Origin of the sequence: Citrobacter sp. Cpo221 (assembly GCF_030332345.1) — a bacterium.
GTDB classification, from domain to species: Bacteria; Pseudomonadota; Gammaproteobacteria; order Enterobacterales; family Enterobacteriaceae; genus Citrobacter; species Citrobacter portucalensis.
This window is the reverse complement of record NZ_JAOWIA010000050.1, coordinates 1-26,068: the sequence shown is the minus strand read 5'-3', so window position 1 is coordinate 26,068 and position 26,068 is coordinate 1. Positions and strand designations below refer to the sequence as shown.

Genomic DNA, 26,068 nt, shown 5'->3' with positions numbered 1-26,068 from the left:
TAATCTGGAGAATTACATGCAGCTTAAACGTGTGGCAGAAGCCAAACTGCCAACCCCCTGGGGTGATTTCCTGATGGTGGGATTTGAAGAACTGGCAACCGGACACGATCACGTCGCACTGGTTTTTGGCGATATCACAGGCCAAACGCCTGTCCTGGCGCGTGTCCACTCCGAATGTCTGACTGGCGATGCATTGTTTAGCCTGCGTTGCGATTGCGGCTTCCAGCTCGAAGCGGCTCTCACCCATATTGCTGAAGAAGGGCGCGGTATCCTGCTTTATCATCGTCAGGAAGGACGCAATATCGGTCTGCTCAATAAAATCCGCGCCTACGCGTTGCAGGACCAGGGTTATGATACCGTTGAAGCTAATCATCAGTTGGGCTTTGCGGCAGATGAGCGTGATTTCACGCTGTGTGCGGATATGTTCAAGCTGCTGGGTGTGGACGAAGTTCGTTTGCTGACCAATAACCCGAAAAAAGTGGAAATTCTGACCGAAGCGGGAATCAATATTGTTGAACGCGTGCCGTTGATTGTGGGCCGTAACCCGAACAATGAACATTACCTGGACACCAAAGCCGCCAAGATGGGACATTTGCTGGGCAAGTAATAGTTGTTACCGCCGATAAAAAAGCCTGCTCTCGCAGGCTTTTTACATTCTAGCTCAACATATTACGAATCACGTAGTGCAGAATGCCATCGTTTTGGTAGTACGTTAGCTCCGTCGCGGTATCGATACGGCAGCGGCATAAAACCACGTCTTTACGTCCATCCGAGCGAACCATACTCACCGGCACTGTTGCACCCGGTTTGATGTTTTGCAGATCCGTAATATCGATCGCTTCCTCACCGGTTAGTCCCAGCGTTTTACGCGTGACGCCCTGCGGGAATTCCAGCGGCAAAATCCCCATACCAATCAGGTTAGAACGGTGAATTCGCTCAAAGGACTCTGCGATAACCACGCGAACCCCCAGTAAGCGCGGGCCTTTTGCCGCCCAGTCGCGACTGGAGCCAGAGCCATACTCTTTCCCGGCAATAACCGCCAGGGGGATATTCTCCTGTTGATATTGCATAGCCGCATCATAGATAGCCACTACCTCAGTTCCCGGCAAATGACGCGTCATCCCACCTTCAACGCCGGGCACCATCTCATTGCGAATACGAATATTGGCAAAGGTACCGCGCATCATTACTTCATGATTCCCGCGCCGTGAACCGTAGGAGTTAAAATCTTTACGCTCCACGCCGTGGCTTTGCAGATAACGACCTGCCGGGCTATCCGGCTTGATACTGCCGGCAGGAGAAATATGGTCGGTGGTGACGGAATCTCCAAGCATAGCCAGAATACGCGCGCCGTGAATGTCCTTGACTGGATCCGGCGTAGCCTGCATACCATCGAAGAACGGCGACAAGCGGATATAAGTTGAGTCAGACTGCCAGCCATAGGTATCAGCCCGATCAACCTGGATTGCTTTCCATTCCGGCGTGCCCTCAAAGACTTCAGCGTACTCCTTATGGAACATGGCGGTAGAAACCTGCTCCACGGCACGTGCAATTTCCTGAGCCGTCGGCCAGATATCTTTCAGATATACGGGATCGCCCTTTCTGTCATGCCCTAACGGATCTTTCGTCAGATTGATGTTCATATTCCCCGCCAGCGCGTAGGCCACCACCAGCGGCGGAGATGCCAACCAGTTGGTCTTCACGAGCGGATGGATACGCCCCTCAAAGTTTCGGTTGCCGGAAAGCACGGCGCCAACGGTAAGATCGCCTTTTTTGATAGCTGTCTCGATAGGATCGGGTAACGGACCCGAGTTACCAATACAGGTGGTACAGCCGTAGCCCACTAGGTTAAATCCCAGCTCATCAAGATACGGCGTGAACCCAGCCTGCGCCAGATAGTCAGACACCACCTTCGATCCTGGCGCCAGCGAGGCTTTCACCCACGGCTGACGTTTCAGACCAAGCGTCACTGCTTTTTTCGCCAGCAGACCCGCTGCCATCAATACGCTTGGGTTAGAGGTGTTGGTACAGGAAGTGATCGCAGCAATAACCACCGCACCATCCGGCAGCTTGTACTGATGACCGTTCATTGTATAGTCCACTGGCTGACGATCTTTCAGCGAGCTATTTACTTCGAGTTCATTACTCGCCGAAAACGCTTTCGGGACATCAGCCAGTGCTACCCGATCCTGCGGACGCTTCGGTCCGGCAAGGCTAGCTTCCACACTGCCCATATCCAGCTCCAGTGAACTGGTAAATACGGGTTCATCCCCTGGATTACGCCACATTCCCTGCGCTTTGGCATAGGCGCTGACCAACTCAACCTGCTCCTCACTGCGTCCACTCAGACGCATATATTCAAGAGTGATGTCATCGATCGGGAAGAAACCGCAGGTTGCGCCGTATTCCGGTGACATGTTAGCAATGGTTGCCCGATCGGCCAGCGGTAAGGTGTCCAGGCCATCACCGTAGAATTCAACGAATTTACCGACCACGCCGTGCTTACGCAGCATCTGGGTGACGGTTAAAACCAGGTCGGTAGCGGTGATGCCTTCCCGCAGTTTGCCCACCAGTTTGAAGCCCACAACATCCGGGATAAGCATAGAGACCGGTTGACCAAGCATTGCTGCTTCAGCCTCAATGCCTCCAACGCCCCATCCCAGCACACCGAGACCATTAATCATTGTCGTATGGGAATCGGTTCCGACCAACGTGTCAGGGTAAGCCACCCACTCACCGTCTTGCAACTCGCTCCAGACGGCTTTGCCAAGGTATTCAAGGTTAACCTGGTGGCAAATCCCCGTTCCCGGCGGTACAACACTGAAGCGACTAAATGCCTGCTGTCCCCATTTCAGGAACACATAACGCTCATGGTTACGTTCCATTTCCAGGCGAACGTTTTCTTCGAAAGCATCATCATCACCAAAACGGTCCACCGTTACCGAGTGGTCAATGACAAGGTCCACTGGCGAAAGCGGATTCACTTTTGCCGTATCTCCTCCCAGACGTTTCACCGCTTCGCGCATGGCGGCCAGATCGACCACCGCCGGCACGCCGGTAAAATCCTGCATCAGAACACGAGCGGGTCGATAGGCAATTTCACGATCGGCATGGGCAGTCTTCAGCCAATGCGCGAGCGCATAAATATCATCTTCGGTTACGGAATTACCATCCTGCCAACGAAGCAGGTTTTCCAGCAACACTTTCAGCGATTTGGGTAGTCGGGTGATATCACCCAGTGATTTAGCGGCCAGAGGTAAACTGTAGTAGCGGTAGGTTTTATCTTTAACCTGCAATGTGTCCTTACTGGCTTCTCGTAGGGTCGACGACATAGCTCCTCCTTAAATGACAGGGTTGGATCCCCTGATTTCCTCAGGGTTAGTATTAAAGATAACACAAACAAAATGTAACGCTTTGATAACAACTCAAATTGATAAAAGTAGCGCGCGATACAAAAGCGCGAAGTGAGGTCAATGGTAGGGAGGAAGGTCTAGCCGTGTAGATTAATAGGATGGATATTCAGCAGGCAATAGCGCAATCGATAATACGTTGATTAGGCGGCTGATGGTGAATACATGGGATAAACGATTCGATATTTAAGACCACGAGGTAATCGTTATTATTATAAAATACGTACTAACTATTGTTTCTGTTCATCATCATCCGTTAACAGATCAATAAACGCCCGTTGTTCAGGAGAAAGTTTCCAGGATTCGGGTATCTTCGGCCCCTTCTCGGCGACGGTTTTGCTCTCGTGTTCATGTTCATGAGACGCTGGCGTCATAGTAGAGTGCTGCTTCGGTGCGGACATACTTACCCCCACACATTCCAGGCCACGAGTGCGACAATAATCCAGAATATCGCAGAACCAAGAAATACGGCGAACCAGGCTTTACGTTTCATCGCGGGATCCCGGCGTGCTGGCTGGTTTCCTGAAGGCATCGCTAACCTCATACTATCGAAATCACTTATCATTTAGGCACCAAACAATTGGTACAATTAATCATCAGATAGGAGGAATCCTAATAAAAAAGGCGATAAAAAGCCAGTTAATTTTTGGACTCGCTCTGATAAATAAATCAATTGTTTGATCAATTATGAATATTTGAGAATGATTTTTGGCAAGCTGACTAATTTGAAACTACTTTAGAGAATTTTTCCATAAATAATATATGGTTAATATATAGGAGGAGAAATAATGAATAAATTCAAACTCTCCCGTCGGTATCGCTTTATGCTTATGGATACCGACGAGGTTATGGCCGTTATTATTTCTCAGGCAATTTAATATCTTTAAACATGGCTTCAATATCATCGTTGGAACGCAGCGCCACCGCCGTGTCCACCACATCACGCGTCAGATGCGGCGCGAAACGTTGAATGAAATCATACATGTAACTACGTAAGAAGGTGCTGCGACGAAAACCAATTTTGGTGGTGCTATGGCTGAAGATATCATGCGCATCCACACGTACCAGGTCAGGATCGGAAACAGGATCTACCGCCATACTGGCAATTACACCCACGCCGAGACCCAGACGGACATAGGTTTTAATAACATCGGCATCGGTCGCGGTAAAAACAATACGCGGCTCCAGACCCGCACGGTTAAACGCGGTGTCCAGCTCCGAACGCCCGGTAAATCCAAAGGTGTAGGTCACCAGTGGATACTGTGCCAGTTCCTCAATAGAAACCGAAGATTTTCCCGCCAACGGATGATCCGGCGTGACGACAATCGAACGGTTCCAGTGGTAGCAAGGCAACATCACCAGGTCGTCATACAGGTGCAAGGCTTCCGTCGCAATAGCAAAATCCGCATTCCCTTTCGAGACGGCTTCGGCAATTTGCGTTGGCGATCCCTGGTGCATATGCAATGAAACACGAGGATAACGCTCAATAAAACCTTTAATCACGTTCGGTAATGCGTAACGTGCCTGAGTATGCGTGGTGGCGATATACAGCGAACCTTTGTCCGGCCAGGTATGTTCACCAGCAACAGACTTAATGGCGTCCACCTTAGACAGAACTTCGCGCGCAATACGGATGACTTCCTGCCCCGCTGGCGTAACCTGGGTCAGATGCTTACCGCTACGGGCGAAAATCTGGATGCCAAGTTCATCTTCCAGCATACGAACTTGCTTACTGATACCGGGCTGAGAGGTATAAAGCCCTTCCGCCGTAGAGGAGACATTAAGGTTGTGATTCACCACCTCAACAATGTAGCGAAGCTGCTGTAATTTCATGTTATGCCATCCCGATTCGCGCCATCAAATCATCGTTTCAGTGCAGGCTCGTGGGCACTGCTAATACGATTTAATAATAAAAAGACTGTTAACTATAACCACTATATCATTTATATGTACGCTGTATAGGTATGACAAAAAATAATATGCCAGAAACAAAAAGGGCCGCTTACGCGACCCTTTGAGGAGAAATTCAGCCGAAACGCGGTTATTTCTTCCCTTCTACCCATTTACCGTCAACGAAGAACGCGGACCAGCCAGTCGCCTTACCGTCTTTCTCAGCAGCAACGTATTGCTGCTTGGTTTTACGGCTGAAACGAACCATAGACTTGTTACCATCCGGGTCAGTTTGCGGCGCATCTGCCAGATAACGCAGTTTTTCCGGCAGGCGATCGCGGAAGCGATACAACTCTTCCACCAACGGCGCACGAGTCTCACGTGATTTCGGGAACGTATTGGCCGCCAGGAAGATACCTGCAGCACCATCACGTAACACGAAATACGCGTCAGATTTTTCACACGGCAGTTCCGGCAGCGGAACCGGATCTTCTTTCGGCGGAGCAACTTCACCGTTACGCAGGATCTTACGGGTGTTTTTACACTCGTCGTTGGTACACGCCATGTACTTGCCGAAACGTCCCATTTTCAGGTGCATTTCAGAACCACATTTTTCGCACTCTACGATCGGACCGTCATAACCCTTGATACGGAATTCACCCTCTTCGATCTCGTAGCCGTCGCAGGTTGGGTTATTACCACACACATGCAATTTACGCTTAGGATCGATGAGATAACTGTCCATTGCCGTACCGCACTTCTGGCAGCGGCGTTTGGCGCGCAATGCGTTCGTTTCCGCGTCGTCGCCTTCCAGCACGTTCAATACTTCGTTTTCCGGCACCAGGTTGATGGTGGTTTTGCAACGCTCTTTCGGGGAAAGTGCGTAGCCGGAGCAACCAAGGAAAACGCCAGTGCTGGCAGTACGAATACCCATCTTGCGTCCGCAGGTCGGGCAATCAATGCTGGTCAGTACCATCTGGTTCGGACGCATACCGCCCTCTTCAGGATCTTTCTCGGCTTTATCCAGCTGCTGAGTAAAATCAGTGAAGAAGTTGTCGAGTACGCCCTTCCATTCGGCTTCGTGATTCGCCACCTGGTCGAGGCTGTCTTCCATCTGCGCGGTAAAATCGTAGTTCATCAGCTCGCGGAAGTTTTCTTCCAGACGATCGGTGACGATTTCACCCATTTTTTCAGCGTAGAAGCGACGGTTTTCAACGCGAACATAACCGCGATCCTGAATCGTAGAGATGATCGACGCATAGGTGGATGGACGACCAATGCCACGCTTTTCAAGCTCTTTAACCAGCGAAGCTTCACTGAAGCGTGCAGGCGGCTTGGTGAAGTGCTGCGCAGGTGTCAGCTCGATAAGCGTCAAGGTATCGCCTTTGTCCACCGCCGGTAGGATGCGATCTTCATCGCCCTTACGCAGCGCGGGCATCACTTTGGTCCAACCATCGAAGCGCAGAATACGACCGCGCGCTTTCAGACGGAAATCACCCGCCCCCACGGTCAGGGTGGTAGAGTCATATTTCGCTGGCGTCATCTGACAAGCTACAAACTGGCGCCAGATCAGCTGATACAGTTTTTGCGCATCGGCCTCCATATCTTTCAGCGATTCCGCCAGTACGGCGACATCGGAAGGACGGATAGCTTCGTGTGCTTCCTGCGAGTTCTCTTTGCTGGCGTACTGGTTCGCGCTCTCCGGCAAATATTTTTTGCCAAAATTATCACTGATGTAATCGCGAACCATGGTGACAGCATCCTGGCTCAGGTTGGTTGAGTCAGTACGCATGTAAGTGATGTAACCCGCTTCATACAAGCGCTGCGCCATCATCATGGTTTTCTTCACACCAAAGCCCAGACGCGTGCTCGCAGCCTGCTGTAGCGTGGAGGTAATGAACGGTGCGCTCGGCTTGCTGCTGGTCGGTTTATCTTCACGTTCCAGGACGCTATAGCGCGCTTTTTCCAACAGGCTAACAGCGGCAAGCGTTTGTTCCCGATTTACAGGACGGAACGGTTTATCATTTTGATGCGTCACCTCAAGCGGCAACGCGTCGCCGCCCGGCGTGGTCGTGTTAGCATCAATTTCCCAGAACTCTTCTGGAACAAATGCTTTGATTTCGCGTTCACGCTCAACCACCAGACGCACAGCCACAGACTGTACGCGACCGGCAGACAGACCACGCGCAATTTTTTTCCACAGCAGTGGCGACACCATATAGCCCACAACACGGTCCATAAAGCGGCGCGCCTGTTGCGCATTAACACGATCGATGTTCAACTCGCCCGGTTTTTCAAACGCCTGGCGAATAGCATTTTTGGTAATTTCGTTAAACACCACGCGGCTGTAGCGGGTATCGTCGCCACCGATGACTTCCCGCAGGTGCCATGCAATGGCTTCCCCTTCGCGGTCAAGGTCGGTTGCGAGATAGATGTGGTCGGCTTTTTCAGCCAGTTGCTTCAGTTCAGAAACAACTTTCTCTTTACCAGGCAGCACTTCATAGCGCGCATCCCAGTTGTGCCACGGGTCAACACCCATACGGTTGACGAGAGCGCCACGTTCATCCTTTTTGGGCTTTTTAGCCGTTTTGGTGGAGGTTGAGTCGGCGCTCTTTTTAGTTGCTGAGCCACTGGTCGGCAAATCACGGATATGACCGACGCTGGATTTCACCACGTAGTCATTACCCAGATACTTGTTGATCGTTTTGGCTTTTGCCGGGGACTCAACGATGACAAGAGCTTTACCCATATTCACCTTTACCTAATTTGATTCTTCCAGAATGCGTCGCACGTTGATTCACCTTCCACTGGCGACGAGACATCGATATGGTCTCTGCGTCGGCGGATATCAACCCCTTAAACTGATTCGCGCTTGTAATGTAACTCTCATGTAACTGAGTTAACAGGCTTTTTTTCTCACAAACGCTCTAGCACGACGAAGTATTGGTCGAATGTCAAGCAAATCTGTTGCCAGATTGACGAAAGCGTCACACTGTACCTGATAAAATGCGTTACGCAACTTTATTAGCATGCAAAAACAAATCTCGCCAGTTGTAACACTGTCGTAAAACCTTCATTTATGTCAGGGAATATTTGCCCATAAGGCGGGCTCAGCGTAGACTAATGTCCTTGTTTAAGGAGTAAATCATGCATAAAGACACTCAACCCATCGATCGCGAAACACTGCTGATTGAAGCCAACAAAATCATTCGTGAGCATGAGGACACGCTGGCGGGGATTGTCGCCACCGGCGTTACGCAGCGAAACGGCGTGCTGGTTTTCAGCGGAGATTACTTTTTAGACGAGCAAGGGCTACCAACGCCCAAAAGTACGGCTGTGTTTAATATGTTTAAACACCTGGCGCACGTACTTTCTGAAAAGTATCACTTGATCGATTAATACGAGAAATAATTTGCCGGATGGCAGCAACGCCTTATCCAGCCTACATTGATGCATATTTGTAGGCCGGATAGGATATGTGAGCAGCGCTATCCGGCAATGACAATTTTACATCAGTGGCTTCTGCCCCCGCTGCCACCAGCGCATCAGCAAACGATCGGCACTCTCCGCCGCACTACCGGTAAAACGATCCATCAGCTTTTTACGCTGCAGATAGCGAACGTTCAACACTTCACGACCTTCCATCAGCCCGAGGATCACCTCATCGCTGGTATTGATCTCATCCACCAGCCCATTTGCCAGCGCCTGTTGACCAAACCAGTGTTCACCCGTGGCAACCTGTTCAATGTCCAGAGTCGGGCGCATACGATGCACAAAATCTTTAAACAAATGGTGCGTTTCGTTCAGGTCTTCACGGAATTTCTGCCGCCCTTCTTCCGTATTCTCGCCAAGCAGCGTCAGCGTACGTTTGTACTGTCCGGCGGTGTGCAGTTCGATATCAATATCTTTCCCTTTCAGGAAGCGATTAAAGTTCGGGATCTGCGCCACCACGCCAATTGAGCCGACGATAGCAAACGGCGCCGAGACAATTTTATCTGCCACGCAGGCCATCATATATCCGCCGCTCGCAGCGACTTTATCCACCGTGACGGTTAGCGGTATCTGCTTATCGCGCAGACGTTGCAATTGCGATGCAGCCAGGCCATAGCCATGTACCACACCACCCGGGCTTTCCAGACGAACCATCACCTGATCCTGAGGTTTAACAACCGCCAGCACCGCCGTCACCTCTTCGCGTAATGCGCTGACCTCATGGGCATCCATACTGCCTTTAAAATCAAGCACCCATACACGAGGTTTATCAGATGACGTGCTGTCACCCAGTTTCGCTTTTGCCTTGGCGGCCTTCGCCTCCAGCTTCTGTTTCTTTTTCTGCGCCTTATGCCAGAATTTTTGCTGATGCCCATCCAATAAGGCCAGCGACAGATCTTCCTTCATCTCTTTATATTGATCGCTGAGGTTAATAACCCGCAATTCCCCACGCTGACGTTTGCGTTGTGTCGCGTTTACGATCAGCATCACCACCACTGCAATAGCCACCACGACAGTGACAATTTTTGCCAAAAACAGCCCATATTCAGACAACAATTCCACAAGACCCACCTTGGTTAAACAACGCGACTTCCGCTCAGTGTACAACAGGCGTGTCACCTCGTCTTGCTTCATACATCCAGTGCTGAATCAGTAAAAAGCATGACAAAGCGTTCATTTTGCGGTGTTATTGCCTTTGGCTGATTGAAAAAGAACAGGGTTTAAGGCATAAAGCCCAAAAGTTATTGCGAACGAGATGGCCAGGGCGTCGCCGAGGAGTAGCCGTGCATTACCAACCTAAACAAGACCTTTTACAGGGCCGCATTATTCTTGTCACCGGTGCCAGCGATGGTATCGGACGCGAAGCCGCGCAGACCTATGCACGCTATGGCGCGACCGTTATCCTGCTTGGGCGTAACGAAGAAAAACTGCGTCAGGTTGCCCGCACTATCGCCAATGAAAACGGAACACAACCACAGTGGTTTACACTGGATTTACTGACCTGTACCTCTGAAGAATGTCACCAGCTTGCGCAGCGCATTGCCGCACATTTCCCGCGTCTGGATGGCGTACTGCATAACGCCGGATTACTCGGCGATATTTGCCCAATGAGTGAACAAAACCCGCAGGTCTGGCAGGATGTAATGCAGGTAAATGTGAATGCTACTTTTATGCTGACTCAGGCATTGCTGCCGTTGTTACTCAAATCCGATGCCGGATCGCTGGTCTTTACCTCTTCCAGCGTCGGCCGCCAGGGACGCGCCAATTGGGGAGCATATGCTACCTCAAAATTTGCTACCGAAGGGATGATGCAGGTGCTGGCTGATGAGTATCAAAACCGTCATCTGCGCGTAAACTGTATCAATCCTGGTGGAACACGTACTGGCATGCGAGCCAGCGCATTCCCCACGGAAGATCCACAAAAATTGAAAACCCCCGCCGATATTATGCCGCTCTACCTGTGGCTGATGGGCGATGACAGCCGCCGTAAAACCGGTATGACTTTTGACGCCCAGCCGGGCCGTAAACCAGGAATTGCCCAATGAGTGAAGAACGCTATCAGCAACGTCAACAGCGCGTAAAAGATCGGGTTGACGCACGCGTTGCCGCCGCTACGGACGAGCGCGGGATCATCATCGTGTTCACCGGAAATGGTAAGGGTAAAACCACCGCCGCATTCGGTACCGCCACGCGCGCGGTGGGCCACGGTAAAAAAGTCGGCGTCGTACAATTTATTAAAGGTACGTGGCCAAACGGAGAACGTAACTTACTTGAACCCCACGGCGTAGAGTTTCAGGTTATGGCAACAGGATTTACCTGGGAAACGCAAAACCGTGAGTCCGACACCGCGGCCTGTATGGCCGTGTGGGAACACGGCAAGCGGATGCTGGCCGACGATGAACTGGATATGGTGGTGCTGGACGAGCTGACCTATATGGTGGCATACGACTATCTGCCGCTTGAAGAGGTCATCACTGCCCTAAATGCGCGCCCTGCCCATCAAACGGTGATTATCACCGGCCGTGGATGTCATCGCGATATTCTGGAGTTAGCGGATACGGTCAGCGAGCTGCGCCCGGTCAAGCATGCGTTTGAAGCGGGCGTGAAGGCCCAGATAGGGATCGATTACTGACACCAGGCCGGATAAGGCGCTTGCGCCGCATCCGGCTCCACGCTAACGTCTGATAGCGCTTTGCTTATCAGGCCTGGTCATGATTAACCGTTGTTGCTACGACCACCCGGACGACGGCTGCTACCGACCTGTGAGTGGCGCTTCACCGCACGACGGATCTGATTTGCCTTCATGCGACGACGATCTTTCTCGACGGCAACTTTAGAGGTCGTTTCCGGCTTCAGTTCCACCAGTTCACGCAGATAGTTGGTCTGCGCGAGGTCAAGCTCGGTCCAGCCACCACGCGGCAGGCCTTTCGGCAGAGGGATATCACCGTAACGAACACGAATAAGACGGCTTACCTGCACACCTACAGCTTCCCACAGGCGACGGACTTCACGGTTACGCCCTTCGGTCAGCGTGACGTTATACCACTGGTTGATCCCTTCACCACCGCTGAACTTGATCGTTTTAAATGCCGCCGGACCATCTTCCAGCTGTACGCCACGACTCAGATCGCGCAGTTTTGCATCATCAACCTGACCAAAAACACGTACCGCATATTCACGTTCAACTTCACGGCTTGGGTGCATCAGACGGTTAGCCAGTTCACCATCGGTGGTAAACAGCAGTAAACCGCAGGTATTCACGTCCAGACGCCCTACGGCAATCCAGCGCGCATCACGCAGTTTTGGTAAACGATCGAACACGGTCGGACGACCTTCCGGGTCGTTACGGGTACACAGTTCACCTTCTGGCTTGTAATAGGCCAGAACGCGGCAGATTTGCTCCGCAGACTCTTTAACCGAAATCAGATGACCGTCGATACGGATTTTCAGGCCCGGAGTGACTTCAACGCGATCGCCGAGCGTGGCAATTTTGCCATCAACGCTCACGCGACCCGCGGCAATAATAGATTCGATTTCACGGCGAGAACCGTGGCCAGCGCGCGCCAGCACTTTTTGTAACTTTTCGCTCATAGAGCTTCCTTTAGATGTCGCCTTCACAGGCGTCGAACAGGAGAATCAACGGCGCCAGTCAGCGCCATTTTAAGGCCGCGTAGTATAGCGGTTCGCGCCCTTATAAGAAAGGTTTAACGTCGCCAACGCCTTCACGTAACACCACCGGGGAATCGTCGGTTAAATCGATGACCGTGGTCGGCTGCTGACCGAGATAGCCACCGTGGATAATCAAATCCACCAGTTTTTCCAGACGGTCTTTAATCTCTTCCGGGTCTGACTCAGTAAATTCACTGCCCGGCAGCATCAGCGATGTAGAGAGCATCGGCTCGCCCAGTGCTTCCAGCAGCGCCAGCGCAATCGGATTCGATGGCACACGCAGGCCGATGGTCTTTCGTTTTTCCTGCAACAAACGGCGCGGAACTTCTTTCGTTCCTTTCAGGATGAAGGTGTAGTTACCCGGCGTGTTGTTTTTAATTAAACGAAAGGCCACGTTGTCGACAAACGAATAGGTCGACAGTTCAGACAAGTCACGGCACATCAGCGTAAAGTTGTGCCCGTCCGGCAGGTGACGAATGCGGCAAATGCGCTCCATGGCGCCTTTATCTTCAATTTTGCAGCCCAACGCATAGCCGGAATCGGTTGGATAGACGATCACCCCACCTTTACGCACGATTTCAACGGCCTGATTGATCAGTCGCTGCTGCGGGTTTTCGGGATGAATATAAAAAAACTGGCTCATACTTTCCTCTCTGTGATCTCGGGCTGCTCCCAAAGTTGCCAGACGCCTTCTACGCCTGCGGGCAACCAAAGTTTACGACCCAACTCAATCCATGGGCAGGGTAGATGAAAATCAGACCCTTGCGATGCCCACAGTTGATGCGAACGCGCAAGCGTCGCCAGATGGGTGCGTTCATTGGGAGACTGCTGGCACTGTGCTACTTCCATCGCGTCGCCGCGATGTTCAGCAAAATGCGCAACCAGTCTTTTCAGCCACTTAGCGCTAAGATCGTACCGCCCAGGATGAGCCAGAACAGCCTTACCGCCAGAATGATGAATGACATCAATAGCTTGTTCTATTGTACACCACTGTGGCGGAACGTAACCGGTTTTCCCACGGGCAAGATATTTTTTAAAGACATCCGCCATGGTTGTGGCTTTTCCGCATTCCACCAGGAAACGCGCAAAATGGCCCCGCGTAACCGCCCCGCCATCAGCCAGGCGTAACGCCCCTTCCCACGCGCCGGGGATATGCGCTTTGTCGAGTCGTTCGGCAATCAGGCGCGCACGCTGCTGACGACGTTCCGTTTGTTGCGCCAGAAACTCACACATCATGGGATGGGCGATATCAATGTTCAGACCCACTATATGGATCTCATGGTTTTCCCAGACCGTTGATATCTCGACGCCAGGGATTAAATTTAAGGCTAAACCTGAACGTGAAATTTCTTCTCTTGCCGCCGCAATGCCGGCCGTGGTGTCATGATCGGTGATCGCCAGTGTACCGACTCGCATCTCTACCGCACGGTGTACTAAGGCTTCTGGCGTTAACCGCCCATCGGAGGCTGTAGTATGACTGTGCAGGTCATAAATCACTGCGTAATTCGTGTCGCTCAAGGCGGCTCCCGTTTCAATAAATGTCGTATCACGCCCATCATAGCGGTTTCGACAAATATACTGAAATCAGGTGTTGACTTTATTCCATTGAACTAGTTAACTAGTACGCAAGTTCACATGAAGAAGGTATCTGAGATGAAAGCAACATTTGTTCTGCACGGTTGGTGGCGCACTTCCTGATTTCGGGCAGTGTCTTACGTCTGCAATATGCAACCAGATACCCGGCCCGCCAAATGAGCGGGCTTTTTTTTGAACAAAATTAATGAGAATAACGATGCAAACTCAAAAACCGACACTCGAACTGCTTGCCTGCGATGCCGCCTACCGAGAGAATCCGACGGCGCTGTTTCATCAGGTGTGTGGCGCACGTCCAGCAACACTGCTGCTGGAATCTGCAGATATCGACAGCAAAGACGATCTGAAGAGCCTGCTGCTGGTCGATAGCGCATTACGCATTACCGCTCTCGGTGACACTGTCACCATTCAGGCATTATCCGCAAACGGCGCATCGCTGCTGCCCCTACTGGATGCAGCCCTGCCCGCTGGCGTTGAGAATGAAAAACAGCCGAATGGTCGTCATCTGCGATTCCCCGCTGTCAGCCCGCTGCTGGATGAAGACGCCCGCTTATGTTCTCTTTCCGTATTTGACGCTTTCCGCTTACTGCAGGAGCTGGTGAATGTTCCTGTACAAGATCGTGAAGCGATGTTCTTCGGCGGTCTGTTTTCCTACGACCTGGTTGCCGGTTTTGAAGATTTACCTCAGCTTGAAGCGGGCAACCGTTGCCCTGACTACTGCTTCTATCTGGCAGAAACGCTGATGGTTATCGACCACCAGAAAAAAAGCACTCGTATTCAGGCCAGTGTTTTTACCCCCAATGATGCGGAAAAACAGCGTCTTAACGCCCGTCTGACGCAGTTGAGTCAGCAGCTTACCGAGCCTGCGCCGCCGTTGCCCGTCACTGAAGTCCCGCAGATGCGCTGCGAGTGTAATCAGAGCGATGAAGAGTTTGGCGCCGTAGTACGTGGCATGCAAAAAGCGATTCGCGCGGGCGAAATTTTCCAGGTTGTTCCATCCCGCCGTTTCTCGCTCCCCTGCCCATCACCGCTGGCGGCCTACTATGTGCTGAAGAAAAGTAACCCCAGCCCATACATGTTTTTCATGCAGGACAACGATTTCACGCTGTTTGGCGCCTCCCCGGAAAGCTCGCTGAAATACGATGCCACCAGCCGCCAGATTGAGATCTACCCGATTGCTGGCACTCGCCCGCGCGGTCGTCGTGCGGACGGTTCGCTTGACCGCGACCTCGACAGCCGTATCGAGCTGGAGATGCGAACCGACCATAAAGAGCTTTCTGAGCACCTGATGCTGGTTGACCTGGCGCGTAACGACCTGGCGCGTATCTGTACGCCGGGCAGTCGCTACGTTGCTGATCTCACCAAAGTCGATCGTTACTCCTTCGTTATGCACCTGGTTTCGCGCGTGGTTGGTGAACTGCGTAGCGATCTGGATGTGCTGCACGCTTACCGCGCCTGTATGAATATGGGCACGTTAAGCGGAGCGCCAAAAGTTCGCGCCATGCAGCTTATCGCCGAGGCAGAGGGTCGTCGCCGTGGCAGCTACGGCGGTGCGGTAGGTTACTTCACGGCGCATGGCGATCTGGATACCTGTATTGTCATTCGCTCCGCCCTCGTGGAAGACGGTATTGCCACCGTACAAGCCGGTGCCGGGATTGTTCTGGATTCTGTACCGCAGTCTGAAGCCGATGAAACCCGTAATAAAGCGCGCGCGGTTCTGCGTGCTATCGCCACCGCGCACCACGCACAGGAGACCTTCTAATGGCTGACATTCTGCTGCTCGATAATATCGACTCTTTTACCTATAACCTGGCGGATCAGCTGCGTACTAATGGTCACAACGTGGTGATTTACCGCAACCATATTCCGGCCCAGACGTTGATTGACCGCTTAGCAACGATGAAAAATCCGGTGCTGATGCTCTCTCCAGGCCCAGGTGCGCCAAGCGAAGCAGGTTGCATGCCGGAGCTATTAACCCGTTTGCGCGGCAAGCTGCCAATCATCGGTATTTGTCTGGGACACCAGGCCATTGTTGAAGCCTATGGTGGATATGTGGGTCAGGCCGGAGAGATCCTGCACGGCAAAGCGTCCAGCATTGAACACGACGGTCAGGCGATGTTTGCCGGTCTGGCGAATCCGCTGCCGGTGGCACGCTATCATTCACTGGTTGGCAGCAACGTTCCTGCTGGATTGACCATTAACGCCCACTTTAACGGCATGGTGATGGCGGTACGTCACGATACCGATCGCGTCTGCGGCTTCCAGTTCCATCCGGAATCCATTCTGACTACCCAGGGCGCACGTTTGCTGGAACAAACGCTGGCCTGGGCGCAACAGAAGCTTGAACAAACCAATACGCTGCAACCCATTCTGGAGAAACTGTACCAGGCCCAGACGCTGTCCCAGCAGGAAAGCCACCAGCTGTTCTCTGCCGTGGTTCGTGGTGAACTGAAGCCGGAACAACTGGCTGCGGCGCTGGTGAGCATGAAAATTCGTGGCGAACACCCGAATGAAATTGCCGGTGCGGCAACCGCGCTGCTGGAAAACGCAGCCCCGTTCCCACGCCCTGATTATCTGTTTGCCGATATTGTCGGTACCGGCGGCGACGGCAGCAACAGTATCAATATTTCTACCGCCAGCGCCTTTGTTGCGGCGGCTTGCGGACTGAAAGTGGCCAAACACGGAAATCGTAGCGTCTCCAGCAAGTCTGGCTCTTCGGATCTGTTAGCGGCATTTGGCATCAATCTGGATATGAACGCCGATAAATCCCGTCAGGCGCTTGACGACCTCGGCGTGTGCTTTCTGTTTGCGCCGAAATATCACACCGGTTTTCGCCATGCCATGCCGGTACGCCAGCAGTTGAAAACCCGCACGCTGTTTAACGTGCTCGGCCCGTTGATTAACCCGGCGCATCCGCCGCTGGCGCTGATCGGCGTTTACAGTCCGGAACTGGTGCTACCGATTGCTGAAACGCTGCGCGTGCTGGGATATCAACGGGCAGCCGTGGTTCACAGTGGTGGCATGGACGAAGTTTCGCTGCATGCACCGACCATTGTGGCAGAGCTGCACGATGGGGAAATCAAGAGTTATCAACTGACGGCAGAAGACTTTGGTCTGACGCCTTACCACCAGGAACAGCTGGCTGGCGGCACGCCGGAAGAAAACCGTGACATTCTTAGTCGCTTGTTACAAGGTAAAGGTGAAGCCGCTCATGAGGCTGCTGTTGCCGCAAATGTCGCCATGTTAATGCGCCTGCACGGTGAAGAAGATTTAAAAGCCAATGCGCAAACCGTGATTAATGTACTGCGTAGCGGTGCGGCCTATGACCGCGTCACTGCACTGGCAGCAAGAGGGTAAATGATGCAAACCGTTTTAGCGAAAATTGTCGCAGACAAGGCGATTTGGGTAGAAGCCCGCAAACAGCAACAACCGCTGGCCAGCTTTCAAAATGATGTTCAGCCTGGCTCACGTGATTTCTACGATGCGCTGCAAGGTGCGCGCACCGCCTTTATTCTGGAGTGCAAAAAGGCATCTCCATCAAAAGGCGTGATCCGTGATGATTTCGACCCGGCACAAATTGCTGGCGTCTATAAACATTATGCTTCCGCGATCTCTGTACTGACCGATGAGAAGTATTTCCAGGGGAGCTTTGATTTCCTGCCCATCGTCAGCCGCATCGCACCGCAGCCGATTCTGTGCAAGGACTTTATTATCGATCCTTACCAGATTTACCTGGCACGTTTCTACCAGGCGGACGCCTGTTTATTGATGCTGTCGGTGCTCGATGATGAGCAATATCGTCAACTCGCCGCCGTCGCCCACAGTCTGAAAATGGGCGTACTGACCGAAGTCAGCAACGAAGAAGAGCTGGAGCGTGCTATCGCACTGGGCGCCAAAGTCGTTGGTATCAACAACCGTGATTTACGCGACCTGTCGATTGATCTGAATCGTACCCGTCAACTGGCGCCGCGACTGGGTCACGGTGTTACCGTCATCAGCGAGTCCGGGATCAACACCTATGGTCAGGTGCGCGAGCTCAGCCACTTCGCCAACGGTTTTCTGATTGGCTCCGCGCTGATGTCGCATGATGATCTGCACGCCGCCGTGCGTCGCGTACTGCTCGGCGAGAATAAAGTCTGCGGTTTAACCCGGGCTCAGGATGCAAATGCGGCATACGAAGCGGGTGCCATTTACGGCGGCGTGATTTTTGTCCCCACATCACCGCGCGCGGTCAACGTTGAACAAGCGCGAGAGGTCATGACCGGCGCGCCGCTGCAATACGTCGGGGTGTTTCGCAACTCAGATATTACCGACGTGAGCGCAACAGCGGCGGAACTGGGACTAACTGCCGTGCAACTGCACGGTAACGAAGACCAGTCCTACGTTGACGCCCTCCGCGAGGTACTGCCCGCACAGGTACAAATCTGGAAGGCGCTCAGCGTCAGCGAGACTTTGCCAGCCCGTGATTATCAGCATGTCGATAAATACGTCTTCGACAACGGCCAGGGCGGCAGCGGTCAACGCTTTGACTGGTCACTTTTAGGCGGACAATCGCTGGATAACGTTTTACTGGCAGGCGGACTTGGCGCAGATAACTGCGTGGACGCGGCAAAAACCGGCTGTGCCGGTCTCGATTTCAATTCTGGCGTAGAGTCACAGCCGGGCATTAAAGATGCACGTCTTCTGGCTTCGGTCTTTCAGACGCTGCGCGCATATTAAGGAAAAGGACATGACAACATTACTCAATCCGTACTTTGGTGAATTTGGCGGTATGTATGTGCCACAGATTCTGATGCCTGCCCTGCGCCAGCTGGAAGAAGCTTTTGTCAGCGCACAAAAGGATCCTGAATTTCAGGCGCAGTTTACAGACCTGCTGAAAAACTATGCAGGTCGCCCAACCGCACTGACCAAGTGCCAGAACATTACTCAAGGCACCAACACAACGCTGTATCTCAAGCGTGAAGATTTACTGCACGGCGGCGCGCACAAAACCAACCAGGTGCTGGGTCAGGCGTTGCTGGCGAAGCGCATGGGTAAAACGGAAATCATCGCCGAAACAGGCGCGGGTCAGCACGGTGTTGCATCTGCTCTCGCCAGCGCACTGCTGGGGTTGAAATGCCGTATTTACATGGGTGCGAAAGATGTTGAACGTCAGTCGCCTAACGTTTTCCGTATGCGTTTGATGGGCGCTGAAGTTATCCCCGTTCACAGCGGTTCCGCAACGCTGAAAGATGCCTGTAACGAAGCGCTTCGCGACTGGTCTGGCAGCTACGATACCGCGCACTACATGCTCGGTACGGCGGCTGGTCCGCACCCCTTCCCGACCATTGTGCGTGAGTTCCAGCGCATGATCGGTGAAGAAACCAAGGCGCAGATTCTGGAAAAAGAAGGCCGTCTGCCGGACGCCGTTATCGCCTGCGTGGGCGGCGGTTCTAACGCCATCGGTATGTTCGCCGATTTTATTAATGAAACCAGCGTAGGTCTGATTGGCGTAGAGCCAGGCGGTCACGGAATTGAGTCTGGAGAGCACGGCGCACCGTTGAAGCATGGTCGTGTCGGGATTTACTTCGGCATGAAGTCCCCGATGATGCAGACCGAAGAAGGACAGATCGAAGAGTCTTACTCTATTTCTGCAGGGCTGGACTTCCCATCGGTTGGGCCACAGCACGCGTACCTGAACAGCATTGGCCGCGCAGATTATGTTTCAATCACCGATGATGAAGCACTGGAAGCCTTCAAAACGCTGTGTCTGCACGAGGGAATTATTCCGGCACTGGAGTCCTCCCATGCCCTGGCGCACGCGTTGAAAATGATGCGTGAAAATCCGGAAAAAGAACAGTTACTGGTGGTTAATCTCTCCGGTCGCGGCGACAAAGACATTTTCACCGTACACGATATTCTGAAAGCGCGAGGGGAAATCTGATGGAACGTTACAAAAACCTGTTTGCACAGCTGAAGGACCGCAAAGAAGGCGCTTTTGTCCCCTTCGTAACCCTGGGCGATCCGTCTGTTGAGCAGTCACTGAAAATCATTGATACGCTGATTGAAGCCGGTGCCGACGCGCTTGAGCTCGGCATTCCTTTCTCCGATCCGCTGGCAGACGGTCCGACCATACAGGAAGCCACCCTGCGAGCGTTTGCCGCCGGCGTCACACCGTCGCAATGCTTTGAAATGCTGGCGCTGATTCGCCAGAAGCATCCGACGATTCCCATTGGGTTGCTGATGTATGCCAACCTGGTCTTCAGCAAGGGCATTGACGAGTTTTACGCCCAGTGCGAAAAAGTGGGTGTGGATTCTGTGTTGGTAGCCGATGTGCCTGTTGAGGAGTCTGCCCCGTTCAGAACTGCAGCGCTCCGCCACAACATCGCACCGATTTTCATCTGCCCGCCGAACGCTGATGAAGAACTGCTACGCCAGATTGCCTCTTATGGCCGTGGCTACACTTATCTGCTTTCACGTGCAGGTGTGACCGGTGCAGAAAATCGTGCGGCATTACCGCTGCATCATCTGGTTGAAAAGCTGAAACAATATGATGCTCCGCCTTCTTTACAGGGCTTTGGTATTTCTGCGCCTGAACAGGTCGCTGGTGCTATTGAAGCCGGTGCTGCCGGTGCAATTTCCGGCTCGGCAATTGTGAAGATCATTGAGAAAAATGTTGCGGCACCGGATCAGATGCTGACTGAACTGAAAGCGTTTGTCAGCGCAATGAAAGCCGCCACCCAGCAGTAAGTTAAATCAACCGCCAGTGACAGCTGGCGGTTTCACCCTTCTTTCGTGTGCTTCATTCTATACATAGCGCTATCCGCATTCTGAATGGCCACATCCAGTTCATCGTTCACCTCTGCAATTCCCCACGATACTGACAATGGCACGGTATGGCCGTCCACAACGAACACATGACTGGTCACCTGCCCGCTAATACGTTGCGCGATTGCTATAGCGTCAGTTGCCTGTGATCGAAACAGCAGGATCATAAATTCATCCCCGCCGGTACGAATCACAATATCGTGGCTGGTGCGGGTGTTTGACAGCATCCTGTTGGCGATAATTTGCAGCGCGCGATCGCCTGCCGCGTGGCCCCAGGTATCATTGACGGCCTTGAATTTATTGCAGTCCAGTAGCACCACCGAACAGTGTGATAAATCCCGACGCTTGATAATGTCGAGTATTCGGCGGTTAAAACAGCCGGTCAGAGTATCGATATAAACCTTGAGGTCGCTTTCATTCAGCCATGATTTGAGTGAGAAACTGATCATGATGAAAAAGAACGGCGCCAGCAGAATCACGATCCCAGCATGTGTGTCGCGTACCATAAAACGACCTAATGATAGCGAATAGTGCAGTGCATATTTCTCCGAAAAATTGCGCACCATAAAGCGGGATTGACTTGTACATTTGCCGGATAAACAGAGACTCTCATGGTTTGTTAAATTCACCAACTCCACGTTCAGCTCCGGTGGAATTTGGTTGTCAAATGCCTGGGCTAACGCTTCCTGCAATTCGGGCTTTGAATGGTCATAGACCAGATAGGCTACGATTTGGTCTGATATCTCTTTGCCAGACAGATCGTAGATATAACTCACCACGCTGTAAGCTTTTTCACCGGTAATTTTATCGGTATAAAAATTCGTCGAACTAAGGGCTTTGTTTTTGACGTTTTTTTGCAGTAATCGGGTATAGAAATCGACGGGCGGGTAGAAAAATTGAGTGATATCCCGCGCCATTTCAGAATTTGAGAAACTGAAATTGCGTGAATCGGAAGCCATAAACCAGTAAAAATAATCTGAATTTTTGGCGATGATATAACGATGTGCATCGAAGCTGCCCGGGTTTAGCTCATTGACCATACCGCGAATAAATTCAGCCGCCGTATACATACACAGCGCGTTGTGACTGGTTTGCTGGGCAACCATTGTCCCCGTCGCCGAATGCAGTCGCTTTGGATCGGCGTTAATTCCCCATTCATCCTCATCCCGGAGAACAAATTTTGAAATATCGCCGCATTGTTCCCCCGTTTTGATATGGTGATAACGCTCACCAATCGCATCGGCGATCAGCTCGTTATCGTTAAAAATGTCCATCATGCGCGCTTGCAGGCGGTTGACACCTTCGCTGGCAGCGGCCATTCGCTGTTCATAAATAATAAACAGAAACAACGAAGTAAATATCAACGTAATGAGCCCTGATACCAGCAGTGCCTGCCTGTTTCTGAGCTTATCCTGCACAATCTTCACGAGTCCACCCTGATAGTTAACAGTATTGCCAAATCGGTTACCCGTTTATGTTGTTGCATAACAGCGTTGTACGTTGATAGAGAATGTTTGCCACTCCGAAGCAGGTAAGTTGATGTAGCCCGCAGTCGCGCGCTTAGGTTACATATTTATACAATAAAATCACATATTTGTTAACATAAACGCAAACTAATCATCACCTTCGATAGGATATCCTGCCCGCCGGATGGCCTCGCGGCAGTCGTTTACGCCTGCGGCATAGCCCGCCTCAATCTCACAAACCGGACTTGCGCTGCAATAAGGTAGTGTAACCGGAGTCGCAATAATTTTCTCCAGCGCCTCAATTTTATCCATGTAAAGCAATAACTCACGTGCAGCACTCACGGCAAATGCTGCCGTTTGATCTTCGGAGAACGGTTCCAGAAGTGTGATTTTTTGCTGTAGCAGATGGCGGGTCAACATCATCATCAATACCCTCAAAGTTGGTTTGCTTAAAGAGTAGCACTACATCAAAGGGGAGAAAGGCTCGATGTTTTCCCCAGAATTTTAAATAAAGAACAAGGGGAATGTTTCCTGGTTGCTAACCACTGTCAGGCATGCCCGGAATCTATACAGTTCAGTCATCCTGGTTGTGCAACTATTAATTAAGTTGACTTCAAAAAGTCCCTTGCGAGACACTGGTTTAAAGCATACCAAATATGGGTGAACTTGTTGAGACATCTGTTGATTAAATTAGTTGTGTTAAGCGTTGGATTTTTAAGCGCTGGGGACATACTGGCAAATACTCCGGAACAGGTAGTCACCGCTTTCCAGAGGGATTATAAATATTGGAATGACCAGTCATTCCAGAGAAATCAGAACGACGGAAAGCAAGAAGTTATGCTCCAGGCCCAGAAGGGTTGGAATGAGCTTTTGAAAAAATATACAAAACCTGGTTTTCAGAGCGAGCCTATAGCTTTTGGTTCTGAGTCTAGTCATGACCCTGAGCAAGAGAAGATCATATCGGTTCAGATTACTGAAAAAATAGCGGTCGTAACGACCAAATTATCAAGGCAGTATTATTCACCTATTTATGAATATCAATTGTCCAAAGAAAATGATACCTGGTATCTATCTCAGATCTTTTTAGTTGATGACGATGGAAAATATCCGAGTTTGTAATAACAGTGTACTTGTACTCATTGTTTCCATACTGCCTGAGACTGTCAATCGCTGGACGACTCTGAGCGTGAAGCGGACCAGACTATCTGATGAAAAGTCTGATGAAAAGCTTCACTCATACTGTCGGGACAGCGATAAGCGAGGAACTCACGTTGTGCTTGCATCAGGATGACCTGGAATGATGGAGTTAACATCTCAATTGTTCATAGCAGCGCTGAGTGGATTCAGGATATCGCGGGGCGTATTGGACGTATAACGTTTATCGCGTACCTAAGAAGTTAAGGCCAGAGATTTTAATTATTACATTTTCTTTTTTAAGATAGTGGTTTTTATCTATTTTTTAGAATAAACATATCTGGCCAGACATTCTTCTTCATAACAACCCTATGAGTTAAAAAAATCTGCCATAATGACAGATTCTTTTAATCTATCATTAGAGATTTGCAACGTTATGATATACTTTTTGAACATCATCGTCATCTTCAAGGGCATCAACAAGCCCTGCAAAGACTTCTAAATCTTCTGGTGAAAGTTCAATTTCTGATTGAGCAATCATCTCTAATTCTGTGGTAGTGAATTCAGTAATCCCTGCGGCTTTTAAAGCAGCAATGCCTTTGTGAAGATCTGTAGATTCCGTATAAATAACGATGTTTCCTTCTTCTTCGGTTACATCACGAACATCTACTTCAGCATTAAGCAAAATTTCAAAAATGTGGTCAGGATCTGTCCCTTCAAATACAATCACTCCGGTATTGTCAAACATATAGCTGACAGAACCAGCCGCTCCGATATTCCCGCCTTTTTTATTAAAAATTGAGCGGACATTAGCAATCGTACGGTTAACATTTGAAGTCAATGTTTCAGCGATAATCAGTGAGCCACTGGGACCAAAGCCTTCATAACGCCCTTGCACGAACGTTTCATCGCTGCCGCCTTTGGCTTTATCAATAGCTTTATCAATAACGTGTTTTGGAACCTGCGCTTGTTTAGCACGTTCAATAACGAATTTTAAAGATGTATTTAATTCTGGGTCTGGTTCGCCTTGTTTAGCAGCAGCATAAATTTCTACACCGAATTTTGCATATACATTAGACGTTGCTCCGTCTTTAGCTGTTTTTTTAGCAACAATATTTGCCCACTTACGTCCCACTGGAATGATCTCCTCAAAAATTCATTTACATAGCCGACAGGTAAATAACCTAGCATTACATTATATCATGACGTATAAATCCTCGTCCATGAAAAATAAAATATCCAAATTTTACGATATGTTACTTTAATTTTATCAATAGTTAACATTTTGGATAAATTATCCCCTGACTATCTTCAGGTTTTTTGTGCGTAATAAATGAACCGCAACAATAATGCATAAGAGAAGAGAAACAAAAGTGATATTCCAGATAAACACACTTGCTATTAAAGTTAGGGAAGGTGCGAATAAGCAGGTCATTTCTTCCCAAGCTGACTCGCTGATTAAAATTTCGCGGATCTGGGCCGATTTTTTTCCCGCAAACACATCGAATCAGCCTATTTAGGCTATTTTTTCCACCATTTCTGGCGTTATTTCCGGTTTTTACTGAGATCTCTCCCACTGACGTATCATTTGGTCCACCCGAAACAGGTTGGCCAGGGTGAATAACATCGCCAGTTGGTTATCGTTTTTCAGCAGCCCCTTGTATCTGGCTTTCACGAAGCCGAACTGCCGCTTGATGATGCGAAACGGGTGCTCCACCCTGGCACGGATGCTGGCTTTCATGTATTCGATGTTGATGGCCGTTTTGTTCTTGCGCGGATGCTGCTTCAAGGTTTTTACCCTGCCGGGACGCTCGGCGATCAGCCAGTCCACATCCACCTCGGCCAGCTCCTCGCGCTGTGGCGCTCCTTGGTAGCCGGCATCGGCTGAGACAAATTGCTCCTCTCCATGAAGCAGATTACCCAGCTGATTGAGGTCATGCTCGTTGGCCGCGGTGGTGACCAGGCTGTGGGTCAGGCCACTCTTGGCATCGACACCAATGTGGGCCTTCATGCCAAAGTGCCACTGATTGCCTTTCTTGGTCTGATGCATCTCCGGATCGCGTTGCTGCTCTTTGTTCTTGGTAGAGCTGGGTGCCTCAATGATGGTGGCATCCACCAAAGTGCCTTGGGTCATCATGACGCCTGCTTCGGCCAGCCAGCGATTGATGGTCTTGAACAATTGACGGGCCAGTTGATGCTGCTCGAGCAGGTGGCGGAAATTCATGATGGTGGTGCGATCCGGCAGGGCGCTATCCAGGGATAATCGGGCAAACAGGCGCATGGAGGCGATTTCGTACAGGGCATCTTCCATGGCACCGTCGCTCAGGTTGTACCAATGCTGCATGCAGTGAATACGCAGCATGGTCTCCAGCGGATAGGGCCGTCGGCCATTGCCCGCCTTGGGATAAAACGGCTCGATGACAGCGGTCATATTCTGCCATGGCAGAATCTGCTCCATGCGGGAGAGGAAAATCTCTTTTCGGGTCTGACGGCGCTTAGTGCTGAATTCACTATCGGCGAAGGTGAGTTGATGGCTCATGATGTCCCTCTGGGATGCGCTCCGGATGAATATGATGATCTCATATCAGGAACTTGTTCGCACCTTCC

The 26,068-nt window shown here is 51.0% G+C and carries 24 protein-coding genes and 1 other annotated feature; of the genes, 11 read left to right on the top strand and 13 right to left on the bottom strand.

Translation table 11 applies throughout. The features are described from left to right. Positions 1-16: 16 nt before the first annotated feature. Positions 17-607 (top strand): GTP cyclohydrolase II, encoded by a 591-nt coding sequence (ribA, locus tag OGY72_RS11600; RefSeq protein ID WP_003020601.1) that lies wholly within the window; start codon positions 17-19, stop codon positions 605-607. A gap of 49 nt (positions 608-656) precedes the next feature. Here ribA and acnA read toward each other — a convergent pair whose 3' ends face one another. The 5 genes from acnA to topA all read right to left on the bottom strand — a co-directional run bounded on the left by acnA (position 657) and on the right by topA (position 8,049). Next, the gene (gene acnA / locus OGY72_RS11595; RefSeq protein ID WP_286547779.1) at positions 657-3,332 is read right to left on the bottom strand and encodes an aconitate hydratase AcnA; all 2,676 of its coding nucleotides are present in this window, start codon (positions 3,330-3,332) and stop codon (positions 657-659) included. Positions 3,333-3,640: 308 nt separating this feature from the next. After that, entirely contained in the window at positions 3,641-3,811 is a 171-nt protein-coding gene (locus OGY72_RS11590) for a YciX family protein (RefSeq protein WP_164562739.1), read from the bottom strand. A gap of 2 nt (positions 3,812-3,813) precedes the next feature. Next, a complete protein-coding gene (locus OGY72_RS11585) occupies positions 3,814-3,954 on the bottom strand; it encodes a YmiA family putative membrane protein (RefSeq protein WP_213732144.1) in 141 nt (46 codons plus the stop codon). Between the two features lie 314 nt (positions 3,955-4,268). Beyond that, positions 4,269-5,243, bottom strand: coding sequence for an HTH-type transcriptional regulator CysB (gene cysB / locus OGY72_RS11580; protein ID WP_003020610.1), 975 nt, complete (start codon positions 5,241-5,243; stop codon positions 4,269-4,271). 208 nt (positions 5,244-5,451) lie between these two features. Beyond that, positions 5,452-8,049, bottom strand: coding sequence for a type I DNA topoisomerase (gene topA, locus OGY72_RS11575; RefSeq protein ID WP_003833325.1), 2,598 nt, complete (start codon positions 8,047-8,049; stop codon positions 5,452-5,454). 398 nt (positions 8,050-8,447) lie between these two features. Here topA and OGY72_RS11570 point away from each other — a divergent pair, with 398 nt between their 5' ends. Continuing rightward, the gene (locus OGY72_RS11570) at positions 8,448-8,699 is read left to right on the top strand and encodes a YciN family protein (protein WP_003020616.1); all 252 of its coding nucleotides are present in this window, start codon (positions 8,448-8,450) and stop codon (positions 8,697-8,699) included. A gap of 108 nt (positions 8,700-8,807) precedes the next feature. Here OGY72_RS11570 and sohB read toward each other — a convergent pair whose 3' ends face one another. Then, positions 8,808-9,854, bottom strand: a complete 1,047-nt coding sequence (gene sohB / locus OGY72_RS11565) for a protease SohB (protein WP_286547778.1) — start codon at positions 9,852-9,854, stop codon at positions 8,808-8,810. Between the two features lie 221 nt (positions 9,855-10,075). Here sohB and OGY72_RS11560 point away from each other — a divergent pair, with 221 nt between their 5' ends. Then, positions 10,076-10,837, top strand: a complete 762-nt coding sequence (locus OGY72_RS11560) for a YciK family oxidoreductase (RefSeq protein WP_003833331.1) — start codon at positions 10,076-10,078, stop codon at positions 10,835-10,837. Beyond that, positions 10,834-11,424, top strand: a complete 591-nt coding sequence (gene cobO, locus OGY72_RS11555) for a cob(I)yrinic acid a,c-diamide adenosyltransferase (RefSeq protein ID WP_003833333.1) — start codon at positions 10,834-10,836, stop codon at positions 11,422-11,424. Before OGY72_RS11560 ends, cobO begins: the two co-directional genes overlap by 4 nt. Positions 11,425-11,507: 83 nt before the next feature. On the opposite strand, the gene rluB is transcribed toward cobO, so the two are convergent. The 3 genes from rluB to rnm form a co-directional block, all read right to left on the bottom strand. Continuing rightward, on the bottom strand, positions 11,508-12,383 hold the full coding sequence (gene rluB, locus OGY72_RS11550; protein ID WP_003020625.1) for a 23S rRNA pseudouridine(2605) synthase RluB: 876 nt from the start codon (positions 12,381-12,383) through the stop codon (positions 11,508-11,510). Between the two features lie 100 nt (positions 12,384-12,483). Then, positions 12,484-13,104: an L-threonylcarbamoyladenylate synthase gene (locus OGY72_RS11545; protein ID WP_003833336.1), complete on the bottom strand. Its 621-nt coding sequence runs from the start codon at positions 13,102-13,104 to the stop codon at positions 12,484-12,486. Then, positions 13,101-13,979, bottom strand: a complete 879-nt coding sequence (gene rnm, locus OGY72_RS11540; protein ID WP_103770756.1) for an RNase RNM — start codon at positions 13,977-13,979, stop codon at positions 13,101-13,103. Before rnm ends, OGY72_RS11545 begins: the two co-directional genes overlap by 4 nt. Positions 13,980-14,114: 135 nt before the next feature. On the opposite strand from rnm, the gene trpL reads away from it, so the two are divergent. From trpL to trpA, 6 genes are all read left to right on the top strand, one after another. Beyond that, entirely contained in the window at positions 14,115-14,159 is a 45-nt protein-coding gene (trpL, locus tag OGY72_RS11535; RefSeq protein ID WP_012905981.1) for a trp operon leader peptide, read from the top strand. Beyond that, positions 14,136-14,230, top strand: a sequence feature (Trp leader region). Its footprint overlaps the gene before it by 24 nt. A gap of 23 nt (positions 14,231-14,253) precedes the next feature. Further along, positions 14,254-15,816, top strand: a complete 1,563-nt coding sequence (locus OGY72_RS11530) for an anthranilate synthase component 1 (RefSeq protein WP_286547777.1) — start codon at positions 14,254-14,256, stop codon at positions 15,814-15,816. Further along, positions 15,816-17,411, top strand: coding sequence for a bifunctional anthranilate synthase glutamate amidotransferase component TrpG/anthranilate phosphoribosyltransferase TrpD (trpD, locus tag OGY72_RS11525; RefSeq protein WP_003020639.1), 1,596 nt, complete (start codon positions 15,816-15,818; stop codon positions 17,409-17,411). Before OGY72_RS11530 ends, trpD begins: the two co-directional genes overlap by 1 nt. Before the next feature lie 3 nt (positions 17,412-17,414). After that, positions 17,415-18,773 (top strand): bifunctional indole-3-glycerol-phosphate synthase TrpC/phosphoribosylanthranilate isomerase TrpF, encoded by a 1,359-nt coding sequence (gene trpCF / locus OGY72_RS11520; protein ID WP_198579234.1) that lies wholly within the window; start codon positions 17,415-17,417, stop codon positions 18,771-18,773. Positions 18,774-18,783: 10 nt separating this feature from the next. After that, a complete protein-coding gene (gene trpB / locus OGY72_RS11515; RefSeq protein WP_003020645.1) occupies positions 18,784-19,977 on the top strand; it encodes a tryptophan synthase subunit beta in 1,194 nt (397 codons plus the stop codon). Further along, positions 19,977-20,783, top strand: coding sequence for a tryptophan synthase subunit alpha (gene trpA, locus OGY72_RS11510; protein WP_148361908.1), 807 nt, complete (start codon positions 19,977-19,979; stop codon positions 20,781-20,783). Before trpB ends, trpA begins: the two co-directional genes overlap by 1 nt. A gap of 32 nt (positions 20,784-20,815) precedes the next feature. On the opposite strand, the gene OGY72_RS11505 is transcribed toward trpA, so the two are convergent. Both OGY72_RS11505 and OGY72_RS11500 read right to left on the bottom strand, forming a co-directional pair. Then, positions 20,816-22,288 (bottom strand): GGDEF domain-containing protein, encoded by a 1,473-nt coding sequence (locus OGY72_RS11505; RefSeq protein ID WP_003833346.1) that lies wholly within the window; start codon positions 22,286-22,288, stop codon positions 20,816-20,818. 186 nt (positions 22,289-22,474) lie between these two features. Further along, positions 22,475-22,750, bottom strand: coding sequence for a hypothetical protein (locus tag OGY72_RS11500; protein ID WP_003833349.1), 276 nt, complete (start codon positions 22,748-22,750; stop codon positions 22,475-22,477). Between the two features lie 258 nt (positions 22,751-23,008). On the opposite strand from OGY72_RS11500, the gene OGY72_RS11495 reads away from it, so the two are divergent. Beyond that, the gene (locus tag OGY72_RS11495) at positions 23,009-23,446 is read left to right on the top strand and encodes a hypothetical protein (RefSeq protein ID WP_232794654.1); all 438 of its coding nucleotides are present in this window, start codon (positions 23,009-23,011) and stop codon (positions 23,444-23,446) included. A gap of 433 nt (positions 23,447-23,879) precedes the next feature. On the opposite strand, the gene OGY72_RS11490 is transcribed toward OGY72_RS11495, so the two are convergent. Both OGY72_RS11490 and OGY72_RS11485 read right to left on the bottom strand, forming a co-directional pair. Further along, a complete protein-coding gene (locus OGY72_RS11490; RefSeq protein WP_063940825.1) occupies positions 23,880-24,596 on the bottom strand; it encodes a YebC/PmpR family DNA-binding transcriptional regulator in 717 nt (238 codons plus the stop codon). A 423-nt stretch (positions 24,597-25,019) separates the two neighbouring features. Then, positions 25,020-26,000: an IS5-like element ISKpn26 family transposase gene (locus tag OGY72_RS11485; RefSeq protein ID WP_000019450.1), complete on the bottom strand. Its 981-nt coding sequence runs from the start codon at positions 25,998-26,000 to the stop codon at positions 25,020-25,022. Positions 26,001-26,068 lie beyond the last annotated feature (68 nt).